The organism is Streptomyces sp. KL109B, assembly GCF_030766935.1.
GTDB lineage: Bacteria > Actinomycetota > Actinomycetes > Streptomycetales > Streptomycetaceae > Streptomyces.
Genome location: NZ_JASERL010000005.1, coordinates 69,982 through 85,148, shown reverse-complemented (window position 1 = coordinate 85,148; position 15,167 = coordinate 69,982). Strand labels below are relative to the sequence as shown.

Annotated in this window: 28 protein-coding genes; 27 read left to right on the top strand and 1 reads right to left on the bottom strand. The window is 68.4% G+C overall.

The annotated features are described in order from the left end of the window. Positions 1–50 precede the first annotated feature (50 nt). The 22 genes from RBJ65_RS18390 (at position 51) to RBJ65_RS18285 (ending at position 12,666) form a co-directional block, all read left to right on the top strand. Entirely contained in the window at positions 51–470 is a 420-nt protein-coding gene (locus tag RBJ65_RS18390) for a TIGR03668 family PPOX class F420-dependent oxidoreductase (protein ID WP_306317263.1), read from the top strand. Positions 471–529: 59 nt separating this feature from the next. Continuing rightward, a complete protein-coding gene (locus RBJ65_RS18385) occupies positions 530–1,315 on the top strand; it encodes a GntR family transcriptional regulator (protein ID WP_306317262.1) in 786 nt (261 codons plus the stop codon). A 176-nt stretch (positions 1,316–1,491) separates the two neighbouring features. Continuing rightward, positions 1,492–1,758 carry a helix-turn-helix domain-containing protein gene (locus tag RBJ65_RS18380; RefSeq protein WP_306317261.1) on the top strand — a complete coding sequence of 89 codons (267 nt, stop codon included), beginning with the start codon at positions 1,492–1,494 and terminating at the stop codon, positions 1,756–1,758. Between the two features lie 97 nt (positions 1,759–1,855). After that, complete coding sequence (locus RBJ65_RS18375; protein ID WP_306317260.1) at positions 1,856–2,215, top strand: hypothetical protein; 360 nt, start codon at positions 1,856–1,858, stop codon at positions 2,213–2,215. Next, positions 2,215–2,415 (top strand): hypothetical protein, encoded by a 201-nt coding sequence (locus RBJ65_RS18370; RefSeq protein WP_306317259.1) that lies wholly within the window; start codon positions 2,215–2,217, stop codon positions 2,413–2,415. The genes RBJ65_RS18375 and RBJ65_RS18370 overlap by 1 nt, the downstream gene beginning before the upstream one ends. Next, positions 2,412–2,627 carry a hypothetical protein gene (locus RBJ65_RS18365; RefSeq protein WP_306317258.1) on the top strand — a complete coding sequence of 72 codons (216 nt, stop codon included), beginning with the start codon at positions 2,412–2,414 and terminating at the stop codon, positions 2,625–2,627. Before RBJ65_RS18370 ends, RBJ65_RS18365 begins: the two co-directional genes overlap by 4 nt. Positions 2,628–2,907: 280 nt before the next feature. After that, the gene (locus RBJ65_RS18360) at positions 2,908–3,165 is read left to right on the top strand and encodes a hypothetical protein (protein WP_306317257.1); all 258 of its coding nucleotides are present in this window, start codon (positions 2,908–2,910) and stop codon (positions 3,163–3,165) included. A 155-nt stretch (positions 3,166–3,320) separates the two neighbouring features. After that, complete coding sequence (locus RBJ65_RS18355) at positions 3,321–3,485, top strand: hypothetical protein (protein WP_306317256.1); 165 nt, start codon at positions 3,321–3,323, stop codon at positions 3,483–3,485. A 134-nt stretch (positions 3,486–3,619) separates the two neighbouring features. Continuing rightward, positions 3,620–3,898: a hypothetical protein gene (locus RBJ65_RS18350; RefSeq protein WP_306317255.1), complete on the top strand. Its 279-nt coding sequence runs from the start codon at positions 3,620–3,622 to the stop codon at positions 3,896–3,898. Next, on the top strand, positions 3,898–4,197 hold the full coding sequence (locus RBJ65_RS18345) for a hypothetical protein (protein WP_306317254.1): 300 nt from the start codon (positions 3,898–3,900) through the stop codon (positions 4,195–4,197). Before RBJ65_RS18350 ends, RBJ65_RS18345 begins: the two co-directional genes overlap by 1 nt. Positions 4,198–4,361: 164 nt before the next feature. Continuing rightward, the gene (locus RBJ65_RS18340) at positions 4,362–4,568 is read left to right on the top strand and encodes a hypothetical protein (RefSeq protein ID WP_306317253.1); all 207 of its coding nucleotides are present in this window, start codon (positions 4,362–4,364) and stop codon (positions 4,566–4,568) included. 19 nt (positions 4,569–4,587) lie between these two features. Then, positions 4,588–6,507, top strand: coding sequence for a DUF2637 domain-containing protein (locus tag RBJ65_RS18335; RefSeq protein ID WP_306317252.1), 1,920 nt, complete (start codon positions 4,588–4,590; stop codon positions 6,505–6,507). Between the two features lie 46 nt (positions 6,508–6,553). Further along, complete coding sequence (gene traA, locus RBJ65_RS18330) at positions 6,554–7,228, top strand: plasmid transfer protein TraA (protein ID WP_306317251.1); 675 nt, start codon at positions 6,554–6,556, stop codon at positions 7,226–7,228. Continuing rightward, entirely contained in the window at positions 7,225–7,368 is a 144-nt protein-coding gene (locus RBJ65_RS18325) for a hypothetical protein (RefSeq protein ID WP_306317250.1), read from the top strand. The genes traA and RBJ65_RS18325 overlap by 4 nt, the downstream gene beginning before the upstream one ends. A gap of 48 nt (positions 7,369–7,416) precedes the next feature. After that, positions 7,417–9,423 (top strand): conjugal transfer protein TraB, encoded by a 2,007-nt coding sequence (locus RBJ65_RS18320; RefSeq protein ID WP_306317249.1) that lies wholly within the window; start codon positions 7,417–7,419, stop codon positions 9,421–9,423. 181 nt (positions 9,424–9,604) lie between these two features. Further along, positions 9,605–9,853 carry a hypothetical protein gene (locus RBJ65_RS18315; RefSeq protein WP_306317248.1) on the top strand — a complete coding sequence of 83 codons (249 nt, stop codon included), beginning with the start codon at positions 9,605–9,607 and terminating at the stop codon, positions 9,851–9,853. Positions 9,854–9,856: 3 nt separating this feature from the next. After that, positions 9,857–10,411, top strand: a complete 555-nt coding sequence (locus tag RBJ65_RS18310) for a hypothetical protein (protein ID WP_306317247.1) — start codon at positions 9,857–9,859, stop codon at positions 10,409–10,411. 3 nt (positions 10,412–10,414) lie between these two features. Continuing rightward, complete coding sequence (locus RBJ65_RS18305) at positions 10,415–10,921, top strand: hypothetical protein (protein ID WP_306317246.1); 507 nt, start codon at positions 10,415–10,417, stop codon at positions 10,919–10,921. Continuing rightward, complete coding sequence (locus tag RBJ65_RS18300) at positions 10,918–11,556, top strand: hypothetical protein (RefSeq protein ID WP_306317245.1); 639 nt, start codon at positions 10,918–10,920, stop codon at positions 11,554–11,556. The genes RBJ65_RS18305 and RBJ65_RS18300 overlap by 4 nt, the downstream gene beginning before the upstream one ends. Beyond that, positions 11,553–11,750, top strand: coding sequence for a hypothetical protein (locus RBJ65_RS18295; protein ID WP_306317244.1), 198 nt, complete (start codon positions 11,553–11,555; stop codon positions 11,748–11,750). The genes RBJ65_RS18300 and RBJ65_RS18295 overlap by 4 nt, the downstream gene beginning before the upstream one ends. Further along, complete coding sequence (locus RBJ65_RS18290; protein WP_306317243.1) at positions 11,747–12,103, top strand: hypothetical protein; 357 nt, start codon at positions 11,747–11,749, stop codon at positions 12,101–12,103. Before RBJ65_RS18295 ends, RBJ65_RS18290 begins: the two co-directional genes overlap by 4 nt. Positions 12,104–12,177: 74 nt before the next feature. Beyond that, on the top strand, positions 12,178–12,666 hold the full coding sequence (locus tag RBJ65_RS18285; protein WP_306317242.1) for a hypothetical protein: 489 nt from the start codon (positions 12,178–12,180) through the stop codon (positions 12,664–12,666). A 254-nt stretch (positions 12,667–12,920) separates the two neighbouring features. On the opposite strand, the gene RBJ65_RS18280 is transcribed toward RBJ65_RS18285, so the two are convergent. Next, complete coding sequence (locus RBJ65_RS18280) at positions 12,921–13,196, bottom strand: hypothetical protein (RefSeq protein WP_306317241.1); 276 nt, start codon at positions 13,194–13,196, stop codon at positions 12,921–12,923. 161 nt (positions 13,197–13,357) lie between these two features. Between RBJ65_RS18280 and RBJ65_RS18275 the strand changes: the two genes are divergently transcribed. From RBJ65_RS18275 to RBJ65_RS18255, 5 genes are all read left to right on the top strand, one after another. Further along, a complete protein-coding gene (locus tag RBJ65_RS18275) occupies positions 13,358–13,684 on the top strand; it encodes a hypothetical protein (protein WP_306317240.1) in 327 nt (108 codons plus the stop codon). Between the two features lie 68 nt (positions 13,685–13,752). Then, positions 13,753–14,088: a hypothetical protein gene (locus RBJ65_RS18270; protein ID WP_306317239.1), complete on the top strand. Its 336-nt coding sequence runs from the start codon at positions 13,753–13,755 to the stop codon at positions 14,086–14,088. An 11-nt stretch (positions 14,089–14,099) separates the two neighbouring features. Beyond that, positions 14,100–14,699: a DUF262 domain-containing protein gene (locus RBJ65_RS18265; RefSeq protein ID WP_306317238.1), complete on the top strand. Its 600-nt coding sequence runs from the start codon at positions 14,100–14,102 to the stop codon at positions 14,697–14,699. After that, a complete protein-coding gene (locus RBJ65_RS18260; protein WP_306317237.1) occupies positions 14,696–14,965 on the top strand; it encodes a hypothetical protein in 270 nt (89 codons plus the stop codon). The genes RBJ65_RS18265 and RBJ65_RS18260 overlap by 4 nt, the downstream gene beginning before the upstream one ends. Before the next feature lies 1 nt (position 14,966). Further along, positions 14,967–15,095, top strand: coding sequence for a hypothetical protein (locus RBJ65_RS18255; RefSeq protein WP_306317236.1), 129 nt, complete (start codon positions 14,967–14,969; stop codon positions 15,093–15,095). Positions 15,096–15,167 lie beyond the last annotated feature (72 nt).

Here is a 15,167-nt window from a genome sequence, read left to right as displayed (position 1 = left end):
GCGGAGCGTGCAAGTGGTGCGACGGATCTCGCTCTAGGTAGCGTCGGATCATGGAGATGTCAGAACCGGATCAACGTCAACGCTTCGCCGATGCCCGGGTCTTGAGGCTGTCGACGGCAAACGCACAGGGTGAGCCGCACTTGGTGCCGGCCACGTTCGCCGTCCTCGGCGATCGTGTCGCCATCGCGGTGGACCACAAGCCGAAGCGGCACGGCAACCTGAAAAGGCTGCGCAACATCCAAGAGAACCCGGCCGTCTCCCTCCTCGTCGACCACTTCGACGAGGACTGGGAGCAGCTGTGGTGGGTGCGAGCGGACGGTCGCGCGAAGGTCCTCGAGAACGTCGATGCCGACGAACTTGTTCAGGCACTGCTATCCAAGTACGACCAATATCGCGAGCAGCGACCTAGCGGCCCTGTGATCGAGATTCGGGTAAGCCGCTGGTCGGGATGGGTGGCGCGCTCGGACTGATGCGCAACTTGGATATCCCGCTACCCTGCCCAGTGGGTATCCAAGTAGTCAGGAGCGCAATGTCAGCCGACCCGAAACTGCCGCCGTTCAGGCGCATCGCCAATGAACTCCGTGACCAGATCCTCCGCGGGGAGCTTGCGCCAGGCGCGCAGATCCCCTCACAGGACGAACTGGAGCAGCGCTTCGGTGCCAGCAGGGCCACGGTCCGTAAGGCCGTCGCGGTGCTCCGGTCGGAGGGGCACGTCACGAGTAGCCAAGGCAAGAAATCCGTGGTCCGCGAGCGGCCGAACGTCAGCCTTCGCCAGACGGGCAGCATCTACCGGGCCCGCCGCGCGACAGGCGAAGCGAACTTCAACGCCGAGGCGCGAGCTCAAGGGCAGAAGGCGAAGCAGATCATTCGCGAGGTCGTCGAGGCGCCGGCCCCCGACGTGGTGGCGGAACGGTACGGTGCCGCACCTGGCGCGCCGATGGTCGTCCGTCGCCTCCTCTTCGTCATGGAGGTCAAGGGCGAGGAGCCGTCACCTATGCAGCTGTGCGACGTCTACTATCCGGCGGACGTCGCGCGCGGGACCAGGCTCGCCGAGGCGCGGCTGATCAAGGGTGGGGTCAACGCCTACATCGAAGATCCCAATGGGCCGATCGCGCGGCGCATCGCCCAGTTCATCGAAGACCTTGAGATCCGCATGCCGTACCCCCACGAAGTCGAGCAGCTGGCCATCCCGGCCGGCGTCCCTGTGGTGCGCGTGATCCGGACTGCTTACGACTCGGCGGGGGATGCCCTTGAGGTCATGGACTCCATCGTCCCGAGCGACCGTTACGACTTCCGATATGTAATCCACGTGTAGGCCGCGTTCTTCCAGGTGAGCCCCCAACTGCGCTGCAGTTGGGGGCTTTTTGCTGCCTTCGAACTCGTCGCGGCACTTGCATACCCATGCTGCACTGGCTACGGTTGCAGCACTGAGCATGGATATCCAAGTTCAGCAGTCCATCCCTGACCGGCACTTGTCGACCGGAGGCCCTAGTGCCCACACCCAACGACGAACTCGCAGCAGAGCTCGCCCAGTTGAAGGGGGCGCTCAAGCCGGCCGAGGTCGCCGAGCTGCTCGAAGTCCACCCCGCCACCGTCTATCGGCTGATCGCCTCAGGCCAGCTCGAGACGGTTCAGGTCGGCAGCGGCACCAAGCGCCGCACCGGGCTCAAGGTCCCGCAGTCCTCAGTCGTCAGTTACCTGCGCGGCGCGCGGGTAACACCGACGCTCCCCACGACTCACGTCGAGGAGGTGGCTTGAGATGGCCACTGCTACTCGCACCTCTGTCCCGCTTCCGTCGGCCCTCCCCGGCGCCGGCCGCCTGACGGCCCCACTCCCGCAGCCTGCGCTGACTGCGTTGGCCCGCCTGGACATCAAGCTGTCCGGCGCCCGTGCCGAGTGGGGTCGGCTGGCGGAGTCCCGCTATAACGCCCTGCTGGCAGTGGATCCGTGCGATCTGTCGGATGCCGAGTTCGCGGAGTATTCGGCGGCTGGTGATCTGGTCGCGGAGGCTCGTGCGCTGCCGCCCGCTGTGGAGCGCGCGGTGACGCGTTTCGAGAATGCGTCCGAGCGGATTGCCGAGTTGTCGGCGGTGGATGCCCAGCACCTGTCTGGCGCGGACTTCAACGCTCTGGGGGATGCGCAGGCCGCGGTGGAGGCGTCGCGTGAGTTCCTGACGCGTGCCGGCCTGCTGTATCTGGTCGAGGAGGTCGCGTGATGGCGACCGCTGTCGAGACCTCCCGCCCCGACTGCACTGTCCTGCAGCGTTTCCCTGCGGGTGGCCCGCGTGGTTCGTGGCCGGCTGATCGGTACGCCGCCGACCGGCGCCGCGAGGGCATCCCGGCGGAGGTCGTGATGGACCTGGTCACCGACGCGTTTCTGGTGGTCGTCCGTAACGGGCAGGCGGTGGCGTCGTGAGCGGCGACCTGGCCCGTCTGAAGGCGGCGCAGGCGAAGGCGGATGAGATCGCCGCCGCGTTCAACGCGTCCCGTCCTCTGCGGGATGGCCCGCTGCTGCGGGTCTCGATCTCGGATCCGGAGCTGGGTCTGCACCTGGCGACGGCGTTCGTTGCCTTCGAGGTGCCGGACCCGGAGCCGGTCCGCTCACTGCGGCTCGTCCCCACCCCCTGATCCGCCGCGGCCGGCGTTGACCCCCGAGCCGTCGGTCGCGGACCCATCCCTTCATTTCATGAGAGGTCTGCGATGGCGCTTTGGACTGTGACGCGCGAGGGGGTTTCCGGCCCCGGTGTTGGCGGCCGGTACTCGTACAGCGTTCGTGCCGGTTCGGAGGCTGAGGCGGTCGAGAAGGCCGCCCGGAAGGCGGGCCGTCTGCACCACCGGATCAATCGGGGCGGCACCGTTCTCGCCCCGACCCCCTGCGCCATCCACCGAATCACCTGAGGAGATCGTCATGTCGAACCCGTCTTGGTTGCAGTCCCAGGTCGATGACCGTGCCCGTACCGCCGATGCTTTGGGTGCTGCTGCGGATCAGATGAACGTGTGCCGGAGTGTTGCGGCCGACCTGCATGCGCAGGGCCGCGAGCACCAGTCGGATCCGGCCTGGCAGGCGGAGGTCTGCAAGTCGCACCAGTTGGACGCCGACGCCGAGGTGCTGGGCATCGACATTCACGACATCGGCGCCGAGGCGGCTCGGCGGCGCACCCCTTGATCCGGTCGCGGGTGGCGAACGATTCGCTCTCCGTCGCCCGCGGCCCCACCCCCGGTTTCTGGCCGGGCTGGTGGCCGTCCGGTATCCCCCTGCGGGGCGGCTCCCTGCAAGGCCAGCGCCATTCCTGATTCTTCGATCCGAGAGGACTGATCTCCATGGACAAGGCCGCTGCGATTCAGGCCGCTGCTGATGCGGTGCGCGCCCACCAGAAGCCGGACGCGGACAGTGCCACTCTCCGCGACATGCGGCAGAAGGTGCAGGCCGCGCAGAACCTCGGCGCCTCCCTCACCGACATCCGCGACGCCAACCAGAACCGCTGACCCCGCCTTCCGGGCCCCGCACGTCGGGTCCCGGCTGGTCGGCAACCGCATTGGCCCACCGCCCCCGAGGTCGGTGAGGTTCCCCGCCAGACCGCACCACCACACGTTCCCTGCGTCCCCGAGAGGACCCCGCTATGTCTCCGTTCGTCTTCGATGGTGATCTCGCCCGTATCTCCGGTGAGGTCGTCGACATCCGTAAGCGTCTGATCGCGCAGCAGTTGGACGAGTCCTGGAACGCTGCGACCGCGGTGGAGGATGCGGAGCTTGTCGTCCGTGGCGCCGCCGCGCACCGGTCTGGCGACCAGGCCGCCATCGACCGGATCCTGCGCCGCGCCGCCGAGTTGGACAACGCCAACCGGTTCGATCCGCGCGTCGTCGACCAGGTGTACGCCGTGATCCGGGACGCAGCCTGATGGCCGCCGACGCCCCGGTGCAGTGGCCGGTGAGGGTGACGGCGCGCATCGTCACCGCCTATGCGCTCCGCTTCGACGATCTGCGTGCATCCGTCGATGTGATCGACGAGTTCACTGTCGATGGAGGCCACAAGTCGCGTGCGGTGTGCGGGCCGTGCAACCGGCAGGTCGCGGAACTGCCCCAGGCGTTTCGTGACGATGCCCTGGACGCGGCAGCCGAGCACGCCAAGACCTGCATGGCCATGCCCCAGCCGACCGGCGAGGGGGGTGGCGATGCCGAAGTCCAGGACCAAGTCTGAGCGGAATGCCGTTCCTCGCGGCGAGTGCACTATCTGCTGGCCCTGCTCGAAGAGGCACACCAGCTTCCTCGGTATCGGCGAGAAGCCGTGCGCCTGCGAAGCCCACGTCGGCGGATGCCCGCCCGACACGATCCAGCGCTGAATCCGAAGCCAAGGAGCGCGTCATGTACCAGTCCCGTCCGGCAACCGTCGTCACGGCAGTCCTCGCCGTGCTGTTCCTCCTGGCCTGCCCTCAATCGATCGGTGCCGCCGTTGCGGTACTGGCCTGGCTGCTGACCGATCCGACTGGCTCCGTGCTCCTCGGCGGCGCCCTCGCGTTGTCGCTCGCGTACTGCCTGTGGACCGGATCCACCGCCCGTGTCTACCGCTGATCCCTGAAAGGAATCCACTGTGGCCGCTCGCCGCAAGCCCCAGCCCCGCCGCACACCCGCGGCCACAACCAAACCTGCACCCGACGAGACGTCTGCCGCACCGGTACAGACGCAAGCCGTTGAAGCCGCAGCCGAGGCGCTCCTCGCCGACGCACGCACCAAGGCCAACGCCATGTTCACCAAGGCGGGCGACGAAGCATCGGCGATCCTGGCCCACGCCAACGAGCAGCACGACAAGCTGTTGGCCTCCGCGGGCAAGGCAGGAGACGAACTGCGCCGCACCGCTGCGGAAGAGGCCGACCGTCTCCTTGCGGAAGCCGACGGGAAGGCGCAGCAGCTGCGCGCCGCCGCCGACAATGAGGCGGCCGACGTGCAGGCGCAGGCCGAACTCGTCGCCCAGCGCACCGAGAAGACAGCCCAAGCTCGAGCAGACGCCGTGCACCGCTGTGCGGTCGAGGACGCCGAACGGCTCGTCAACGCTGCCCGCGAGCGTGCCCGCTCCATCGCCTCCGACGCGATCGAAGAAGCGCACCGGCTCGTGCACGACGCCAAGGCCGAGTCTGAGCGGGTCCTCGCCGACGCCAAGCTGAAGGCCGATCGCCTCACCGCCGACGCGAACCGGTACGCCGACGCCCGCATGAACCAGGCCCTCGCCAACTCCAAGGAGCTGCAGGAGCAGGCCGTCACCGACGTCGCGGCCGGCCGCCAGTTCCGGCAGGAGAGCGAGGAGCTCAGGAGCGCCGCCGCAGCACTGCGCGAGCAGGCCGACAAGCGCCTGGCCGATGCCTCGACGCGCACCGCCGCACGGATCCACCGCAAAACCCTGCGGCGCGACGCGAAGCAGGCGCGCAAGCAGGCGCGGCCTCAGAAGCAGACCGGTACCGAACTCCGGGCCGTGCACCGCCTCCTGATCGCCCTCATCATCCTCGGAGCCGTTGTGATCGCCGCGATCGGCTTCACTGGCTCCTACGGTGCCGTCCGCGACCTCGCCCGGGCGAAGGGCTTCGGTGACTTTGCCGAGGTGCTGCCCATCGGAGTCGATGCAGGTATCGGGGTACTCCTCGCGCTGGATCTTCTGCTCACGTGGCTGCGGATGCCGCTCCCGATGCTGCGCCACGCCGCCTGGACTCTGACGGGCGCGACGGTGTGGTTCAACGCAGCTGCCTCGTGGCCGGACCCGCTGGGCGTCGGACTCCATATGGCGATGCCCGTCCTGTTCGTGATTGTCGTCGAGGCGGCCCGGCACGCCATCGGTCGACTCGCGGACGTGGAGGCGAAGGAGCACACGCAGACGCCAAAGCTGATCCGGTGGGCGTTGGCGTTCCGGTCGACGTGCCGGCTGTGGCGGCGCCAGCACGTCTGGACCGTCCGCGACTTGAGCCAGGCGATCGAGGACGAGGGACAGCGCCTCGTCTACATCCGTCAGCTCCAGACGAAGCACAGGACCCGCTGGGCCCGCACCCGCAAGGGCACGGGGTGGCGGCAGCTGGCGACGAAAATCGACCTCATGCCGCTTGACCTGTACGACGCCGGCGTGGCATTCCCCGAAGCTCTGCGACGTGCACAGAAGGCCGCCACGACAGGCGCCCCCGTGGACGTCACCGCGGCGGCGGATGAGCGCCACGAGAGCGCCGCGAAGAGCCGCCACGAGAGCGCTACCAAGACCACCAAGAGGTCCGCCACGGAGCGCCCCAAGAAGAGCAGCAAGAAGCGCCCCGAGGGCGCCACCCGAGCCGAAGCAAGGGACGCCCTCAGGGCGCTCTACGACTCCCTCGGCCGACGCCCCCAAGAAGGCGAACTCATTGCCGAGTTGAAGCGGATCAAATCCCAATACGACTCGCGTCAGTACGCCAACAAGCTCCGTGCCGAGATCGAACAGCAGGAGCCGCATCTCGCCGCACTCGGCGCGGACAACATCACCCCGCTCACGGGATCTTGACCCACCCTGCGGCGATTGCCGCACGTTCGCCCGAGGAGGCGCCCACATGGCCGATGTCGGATCGACGAACCGGCTCAACAACCGTCGGATTAGGCAGCAGATCGACGGCAACAGGCCGCGGATCAACGCTGACACCGGCGAACGCGTCCCGCCGCCGCCGAACTACCCGCCCTCGAACACCGCGCCAGCGCCTGCGAACGGGAACAGGAACGGCAAGAAGTACTCCGGCAAGGTCAACATCAACAAGCTGTCGTTGGTGCCGGATGTGCCGTCGCTGCCGCCGCTGTCGTTCAGCTACAACCGCACGACCGTGGTCCAGGGTGGAGGCGGCTCCGGTGCGGGCCGTCGGGCGACCCCGGGGTCGGGGTTCACCAGCGACGAGGACATTCGCGCGTACTGCGAGTCGCTGCGTAAGGAGGCCCGGCCGCGGGCTGTTGAGCGCGCTCTCGACTCCGAGGTGCTGGAGTCTGCGCTGCGCAGCATCCCTGACCAGCACGGATCGATGGCTGGATCGAGGGCTCGTGCCCGCCGCGTCACTCGGCATCTGAAGCGGATTGCCGCCGCCGAGAAGCTGATTTCGAAGCAGGCGTCCGCGCTGTGGGCGACGTTCACCCGCGAGTTCCAGGCTGAACTGGCGCAGATCAGCAGTGGGCGACGGCAGGGTGACCCGCGTGTTCCTCCTCGCCGCGGTACCGGCACGGTCTGGAAGAACGGCTGGTGATCGATCTTGTTGTGGCGGTGGCCGCAGCGGGTTTGTTCGCGCTGTGGCTCAACCGTCAGTACGCCGTCCTCCTCCGCGACGGGATCCTCGCCGCCCTCGTCCTCTTCCTGATCTACATGGCGCTAGCCGCCAACCGCTGACACCCCTCCCACCTGCACTGACACCGTTCTGACACCCGAGGTGACACCGTGGCTGACAGCCCCAAGGCCGATCTGTGGAAGGCCGTGAAGCACCCGCGCATGCGGCCCTGGTACGGCATGGCCGCCAGCATGCCCGCGAGCATCGGTATGCACGCCGTGTGGGGCGGCTCGCCACTCGCCGGCGCCGGACTCACCGTCGCCGCCGGCGTGTTGACGGCAACCACGTGGTGGGCGGGCGACGGCACGACGCGACCGCGCCGCCTGCACGCCACCCTGTCGACGGCTGCGGGCACGTCCTACCTGGTGGTCGCCACGGTCACCGACCCGCTCGACCCGTTCCTCGCCTCAACTTGGGCGATCGGCGGCATGGTCGCGGCTGGCGGCTGGAATATGCGGCAGGTCCTCCGCGTCAACCCGGACGCGAAGACCGGCGACCAGGCGGCGAGCGAGACAGGGCTGTTGGTGAAGTCGCTGGGCAAGGCGAAGGCCGCGCTGCGCGGGGAGCCGAAGGTGGAGCCGAACAAGGTCACCGCCCCGTACAAGCTCGCAGGCGGCGAGATCACCAACTCCGACCTGGGTAACCGGATCAACAACATCGCCAGTGAGCTGGGCATTTCACCCAACAGCATCCGCATCGTGGCCGACCCCGAGAACGCGTCCGAGGGCGAGTTCGTGTTCGTACCCAAGGACATGCTCTCCGACGGCGCCGACTACCCCGGCCCGTCCGCGCCCGGCGCCTCCATCGTGGAGCCCGTCCAGGTCGGCATCTACGAGGACGGGGAGATCGAACAGTTCTGGTTCCCCGCCGCCGAGAAGCGCAACGCCACCCACTTCCTCGTCGCCGGAATGAACGGCTCCGCCAAGTCCACCGGCATGACGTGGGCCATCATCGAGGCGCTGACCAGGCGCGACTGCATCGTGTGGGCGATCGACGCGGTCAAGGGCATGCAGACTCTCGGCCCGCTGCTGCCCTACCTGGACTGGGTGGAGATGACGAAGCCGGGCGGCCACGCGATGATCGACGCGTTGCCGCAGGTTATTAAGGCGCGCGCCGACGAACTCGGCCGCCACGGGTTCAAGAACTGGACCCCCGAGGCGTTCGACAAGCTGGGCATGCCCTACCTGATCGTCTGGGTGGAGGAGTCCGCCAGCTTCTTCCGCGACGGAGCCGAGATGGAGGCCGTCGTCGAAGCGCTCCGGTCCGCGGGCGGCAGCATCATCGTCTCCCAGCAGCGCCCCTCCGCCACGTCCATGCCCACAGACGTGCGCGAACAGCTCGGCGGCGCCTTCGTCTTCGGCGTCAAGGGCTCCACGACCGCCGACATGGCGCTGCCCGACGACGTGCGCGACGCAGGCGCCCGACCGGAGGCCTGGGAGAACCGGAAGCCCGGCTACAACTACCTCGTCGCCCCCGGCGTCGACGAGGAGCGCTACGCCATGAAGGCCCGCACCTGGTCCCCGATCCCCGACGACGAGATCCGCGCCGTCCTCGAACGCTTCTACACCCCCACCCCTGCGGGCGCGACCACCACCAACGCCGCGGGGGAGGCCTACGCCAACCGCACCATCTACATGCCTGGCCAGGCCCTGACCAGCATCGATACCAAGGAGACCGTCATGAGCAAGGAGGACGAAGAGCGGGAGGACGAAGCGCTGCTGGAGCGTCAGGTCATGCGTGACGTGACGGAGATGGTCCCCGGCGAGGACATGAACGACCCGGATCCCGTCGTCGACCCCGACGAGGAGATCGCCCCCGTGCCGGCCGACAAGGTGTGGCACTTCGGCGGCCAGGGCGGCGAGGACCGTGAAGACGACAAGTCGCAGGCACAGGCGGAGGCGGAGTTGATGCAGATGCTCGACGAGTTCCGCCAGCAGGGCTTGACCGAGGTTGGCCCGCGGCACTTCCAGCCGCACGGCAAACAGGGCCGCTACGGCAAGTCGCGGGCATGGCTGTCGGGCAAGCTCACCGAACTCGCCGACGAGGGCGAGCACTTGAAGGAGACGGACGAGCCGGGCACGTACAAGCTGCTGTACCCGTCGCTGACACCCGCTTGACCTGCGGTGACACCGGGCTGACACCTGATCAAGGTGTCAGGAGGGGTGTCAGCGGCTCTGACACCCCTCCCCGCCTTAGGTAACGCGCCCGCGCGCGCGTGACTGACACCCCCTGACACCCCCGGCTGACAGCCCACTGACTGTCAGCTGGGACAAACCACTAGATACGGGACGAATCAACATGCTGTTCAACCCGCCCAACTACGCCTGGGCCGCGACCACCGTCCGCGAAGCCCAGGAGTTCCTCGACGCGGCCGGCAAGATGCTCGACGCCCACATGGCCAGCCTCGCCCCCGGCTCTCAAGGCGTCATGCAGCGGGAGCGCGAGACGCCAGTCGAGATGACCCTGACCCTCCACCGCGGCCCGCTCGTCGAGCGCATCAACGACAAGCGCACCGTCGAGGCCCTCGCCGAAGACTTCGAGGCCTGAGCCATGCGCCTCACCGTCCACCGGTCCACCAGCTCAACCGGCCGGCAGAAGGCCCGCATAGAGCAGGTCGCAGACCAGGCTGGCGAGATTGTGGCTTCCCGCCTCGGTGGCCGTCTCGGCGCGACCCAGCTCGTCCTGACCGACGGGGCAGGTCTCGCCGCCCTCGGCTACCGGGCAGACCTGGCCGTGGCCGGTGAAGCACGCCGCTCCCGTCGCCTCCGCGCCCGAGTGGAATCCCAACGGGGACGCACCTGTCTCGGGTTGACCGTCCTGAACGGCAGCGGCACGACTGTTCTGGTCAACGGGGCCAGGCATAAGGGAGACCTGCGGGAACTCGACGCGACGCTCCTCCACGAGCTCGCCCATGCCGTACAGCTAAGCCAGCACGCAGCACGCGACTTGAAGATCCGCTACCTGCGTATGTGTTTCGGTGCCGACCCCGATGACCGCGGCCTGCGAACCCGCTACGACAGCCAGCTCGACATCCACGAACAGCAAGCCCGCAACCTCGAAGCCCTTGCCCGCCGCCTGCCAGCACACCCCGGAAAGGACCAGTAGCCCATGAACGCGCTGCCCGAGCCACGCCCGACCACTCCCATGGCTGGGCAGCGATCGGTGTCCCCGGAGACGCAGAAGATCCTCGACGACATCGAGCGCATCTACAGCAAGCCCGTACCCAAGGTGGTTCACGCTCCCGTCGAGGGGCCTCGCGTCAGCCCGCCGCCTGCACCGCAGCCGGGCCGCACCCCCATGAGTCAACGGGCCACCGACCTCAGTGGGCTCATGCTCGCCGGAGGCGCCAGCGGGTTCATGCTCGGCACGCCCGTCGCCGGAATCCTGTGGGCCTCCGGGTACGCCAACCCGACCGTGATCGCCATCGTGTTCGGCGCCCCCACCGCCCTCGCCCTCGCGATCAGCCGTGTCATCAGACGCGCCAACCAGCACGCCGAAGCGGGCCGTGACATCCACCAGCACTTCCACGGCGACGTCCACCAAGACCACAGCCAGACCGAGACCAAGACCTACGGCATCTTCGCCACAACCAACAACGCCAAGGAGAAGAAATGACCGACACGACCACCACCCCGACTCTCGCCGAGCTGACTGAGCTCGCGGTCCGGTACGCGTTCGAGGAGGACAAGGCGCGCCTCGCGGGCGTTGTCGGCGACAACTGCCGACAGCTGCTGGAGAAGTCCGACGCCGCGCAGAACGCCGCGATGGCCGCGGGAGCCTCGTTCACGGACATCCACCGGCAGGCCAACGAGCGCCTCATCGAGGAGATCCGCAACCGGTGGACGCCCGGCTACATCGGGACGCTCGCTATCGACGGCGACCTCGACCACCCGGAGAATTCTCTCGGTGAGATCGTCGACCTCACGGAAACCGCTGTGAAGACCGCGACGCCGAACGTGGAGGCTCTGCGCGAGCACGCGATTGCGCTCGGCGTCGAAGCGAACAAGGCTCACCGGGCGGGAGCCCACACCGCGCCCGTCGTCGCCATGGCGTTCGCGGCCATCGACGAAGCCCAGCGTGTCGGCGGTTTCAACACCGACCTCCACGACCAGATCGACATCCGGTACGCGACGTACCTGCTCAACATCCACACCCCAGGTTTCGAGGAGACGGTCGCGTTCGACGGCGACCTGCTGCACCCGGAGAACGCGTTCGGCGAGAAGGTCGACCTGACGGGAGTAGCGGCATGAGTCAGCTCCCTGCCCCGCGTCGCCTGGTGATGCTCGCCGCGGGTACGACGGCCGCGCTTGCTGCGGTCGCGGTCGCCAGTCACGCGGCGGGTGCGCCCGACACGCTCGTCGCCGCGTCTGCGGGCGTGCTCGCTGTCGGCGGTGCGTCCGTCGCCGCAGCTGTGCGCGGGCGGAAGGAGGCGGCGACGCGATGAGCACCGCGCTGACGACAACCGCGCTCGCCCTGAAGGACGTTCTCGACGGCTGCCCCGAGGACCAGTTCGTCGTCTGGCTCGACGAGTACAGCTCCTACCTGTTCCTCGGCCACATCACCGCCGCCGAAGCGCAGGCCCGGATTCGCACCGGCTACACCGCCGACCCGGCGACGCTCGAGCACCAGCACGGATGGTTCGACCGGCACGAGTCCGGCCACTGCGTCCCGGATGGCGACGACTGCGACGGGAACTGCTATGAGCAGCCCTGGTGGTTCCGCACCGGCAAGGCCGCCGGTGTGGAGTCCGTGGACGTTACGCTCATCTGCGCCGGATATGTCGGAACCGCAACCTGACCCGCAACATCAGCGCACCCCGGCGGGCTTAGCGCCGGGGTGCTGCCATAGAGGCTACGAGAAGGGATCAACCCATGGGATACGCGCACTACGAGATCAGCCGCAACGGCGAAGAGATCGCGGCCGGGTACGGCATCGAGACCGCCTGCGAGGAGAAGGGATGCGGGGAGAAGATCGACCGCGGTCTCGCCTACCTGTGCGGCAAGTCGCCCGGCGGTGACGAGCACGGGTGCGGCGGCTACTTCTGCGGCAAGCACCTGAACATCGGCAACCAGTGCGGGCGGTGCGGCAAGGCCGCCGCCGAGGCCAACCGCTGGATCCACCCGGACACCGGCGAGGAGTTCGACCTGCGTGACCGCTTCCTGCCGGTTGGGGTCCGCTACGACGCGCGCGGCATCGTCTGGCGCTATGCGGGCTACGAGCAGGAAGGAAGCCCGGTGCTGGAGCCCATCTACACCAGCGGCGAACTCGCTGAAGGAGCGCACCGGATGCTCGCCAAGGGCGAGTGGGAGGACGCTGCGAGGGTTGCCTTTCGGCAGAGGACGCAGGCCCCGGTCGCCTGACCTACCCGCCAACGACAGGGCCCCGGCCGCCATCCTCGGCGTCCGGGGCCTTCGTCTGGGGTACGGCACGCGCCACCCAGCCTCGGCCGGCTGCGTCCGTGGGTGTGGTGGCGGGCTGCAAGCCCATCCGCTCGCACAGCAGCCGGAGTTGCTCCAGGCAGGCTGCCTGGGAGCCGGCGCGCACCATGAACACGACCTCGTCCATGGCGGCAGTGTGGCGTGCCGTGTGGGGGAGTAGGGCGGGAATCGGGGGATTAGGCGTCGGGCTTGGTCGCCCTCTTGGCTTCGACTTCGCGCCCGACGGTCGGTTCCCTCTTGCGTTCGGCGCCGACGTTGCGGGCGATGCGGCGGAAGAACTCGTCGGATAGGCCGGTGAGCTTGGCGAGTTCGGCGGGCGTTGCACCGGCCTTCAGGTCCTCGGCTGCACGCTCGCGCACCTCGGCCAGGTCGGCCTTGGCGGCTTCGTGGTGGCGCTTGTGGCGGGCGTAGAGCCGCAGGTTCTCGTCGTCGGGGGTGTAGTCGGTGGCCATGGGGTCATGTTCGCACAACGCGTTGGCCAACGGGAAGGCCAGTTCGGTGGGCGCTAAAGAATCATGTAGGCAAACGTGTTGGCCTATTGCGTGGCCAATGTGTTGGCCTCTAGTGTGGACTTATCGCCCAGAGCTTTGGGGCACCAACTAGGAGGGTTCAAATGCCCGGCTTCGTCTTCTCGCAGACCGTCGACCAGGCGGCACGCGTCCTGTTCGCCAAGCACAAGGTCTCCGTCAGCGACCGCTACGGGAAGTGCACCGCACCCGGCTACGTCGTCGACGAGGGCCGTGACGGCAAGGTCCGGGTCGCGCACCTGATCCCCGAGCCCGACCTGCTGGACGACGACCGCCAGACCGACGACGAGATGGCCGCCGAGCGCCACGAGATGGTCGACGCCTACGCCAAGACCCTCGAAGCCGCTGGTTACACGGTGGAGCGCCGAGGTCCTCGCTCCCGCAAGCCGTACCTGCTGGCGCGCAAGGCCTGACACCCGAGGGCCCGGCCGGGGGAGGCCGGGCCCGCCGATCCACCGCACAACCGCACCCAGGGGGAACCGTGATCCGCTCGAACCGCATCCGCCGCCAGGCCGTGCGTGCCCGCCGCGCCCAGTCCCGAGCCCAGGCGCGTATCCGTCGCGGCCCGGCCACTCTGGCGACGCACGCGATAGCCGCCGGCCTCGGCGTGAAGGCGGCCCGCACGGTCGCGGCCAGCCTCCGCAAAGCCGCCGCCAAACTCGGTGTCGTCGGCGTCACGGGGGTCGCCTACCGCAAGGGTCGGGCCCGCGCCTGCGTCCGCTACACGCGGCAGCAGGTCGCCGTGATCGTCACCGTGTACCGGCCCCGCAAGCCCGCCTACGTCCTCGCCGCCAGCAAGTTGGCGCTCGCCGCGTAAAGGAGCCCGAGATGACTCGCCAGACCTCTGCCCCACTGGAGCACCTCAGCCTGAACACCGCTGACCGCCAGGCGCGCGAGATCGTCCGGTCGTTCAGTGAGTCGTTCGGCCTCGACCTCAACCCGCCCTACCAGCGCGGCCAGGTCTGGACCGAGGACCAGCAGATCGCCCTGGTCCGTTCGTGGCTCACCGGCACTCCCACCGGCGTCGTCATCTTCAACGACCGTTCCACGCCCGAGTGGAAGGCCGCCAACGGATACGACCCGAGCGAGCGCGACGAGCCCATCTACGCCTGTATCGACGGGCAGCAGCGCATCAGCGCCGCCCGCGCATGGTTCGGCGACGAACTCGCCGTTCCCGCCTCCTGGTTCGAGCCGCAGCATGTGACGCAGACCGTGGACACCCACGACGGTCCCTACGTTCGCTGGGGCGGCCTGAGTCTGGTCCGGCAGCGTCAGTTCGCGAACCGTGCCCACCTGGCCATCGCGACGGCACGAGTCGCCACGGTGCAGGAAGAGGCCGCGATCTACGTACTGGTCAACGGCGGCGGCACACCGCAGAGCGACGCCGACATGGAGAACGCCGCCCGCATCGCCGAGGACTCGTCGTGATCTCCCCGCCGCGCACTGGTATCCCGGTCCCGACGGAGGCGCTCGACCGCGTCTTCCCGTCCCCGCCACGCACCCCGGCGGAGGCCGCCCACCGTGCGGGTGTGCTGCTTGTCGCGCAGGCGGGGACGTGCCAGGACCCGAACGCCCGCGAACACGGCCGCCACCTCCGCGCCGCAGAGATCGCGAAGGCCAACAAGCAACTCGCCCGCACGCAGGGTGTGTACCGGTGGAACGATCTGCCCCAACTCGCCAACAAGGAGTACTGATATGCCGCACCACATCGGGATCTACAACGACTACAACCCCGACGGCACGGACGCCGACGACGACGTCCACATCATCGGCATCTACCCCGACGACTACACCCCGCCCGACACCACCGACCAGCAGGCGTAACCCCCATCCGGCCCAGCCCGACCAGAACGCCGTACAGCTGGGAGAACCTGCCCGGCCCCAAGACGAAGGAAT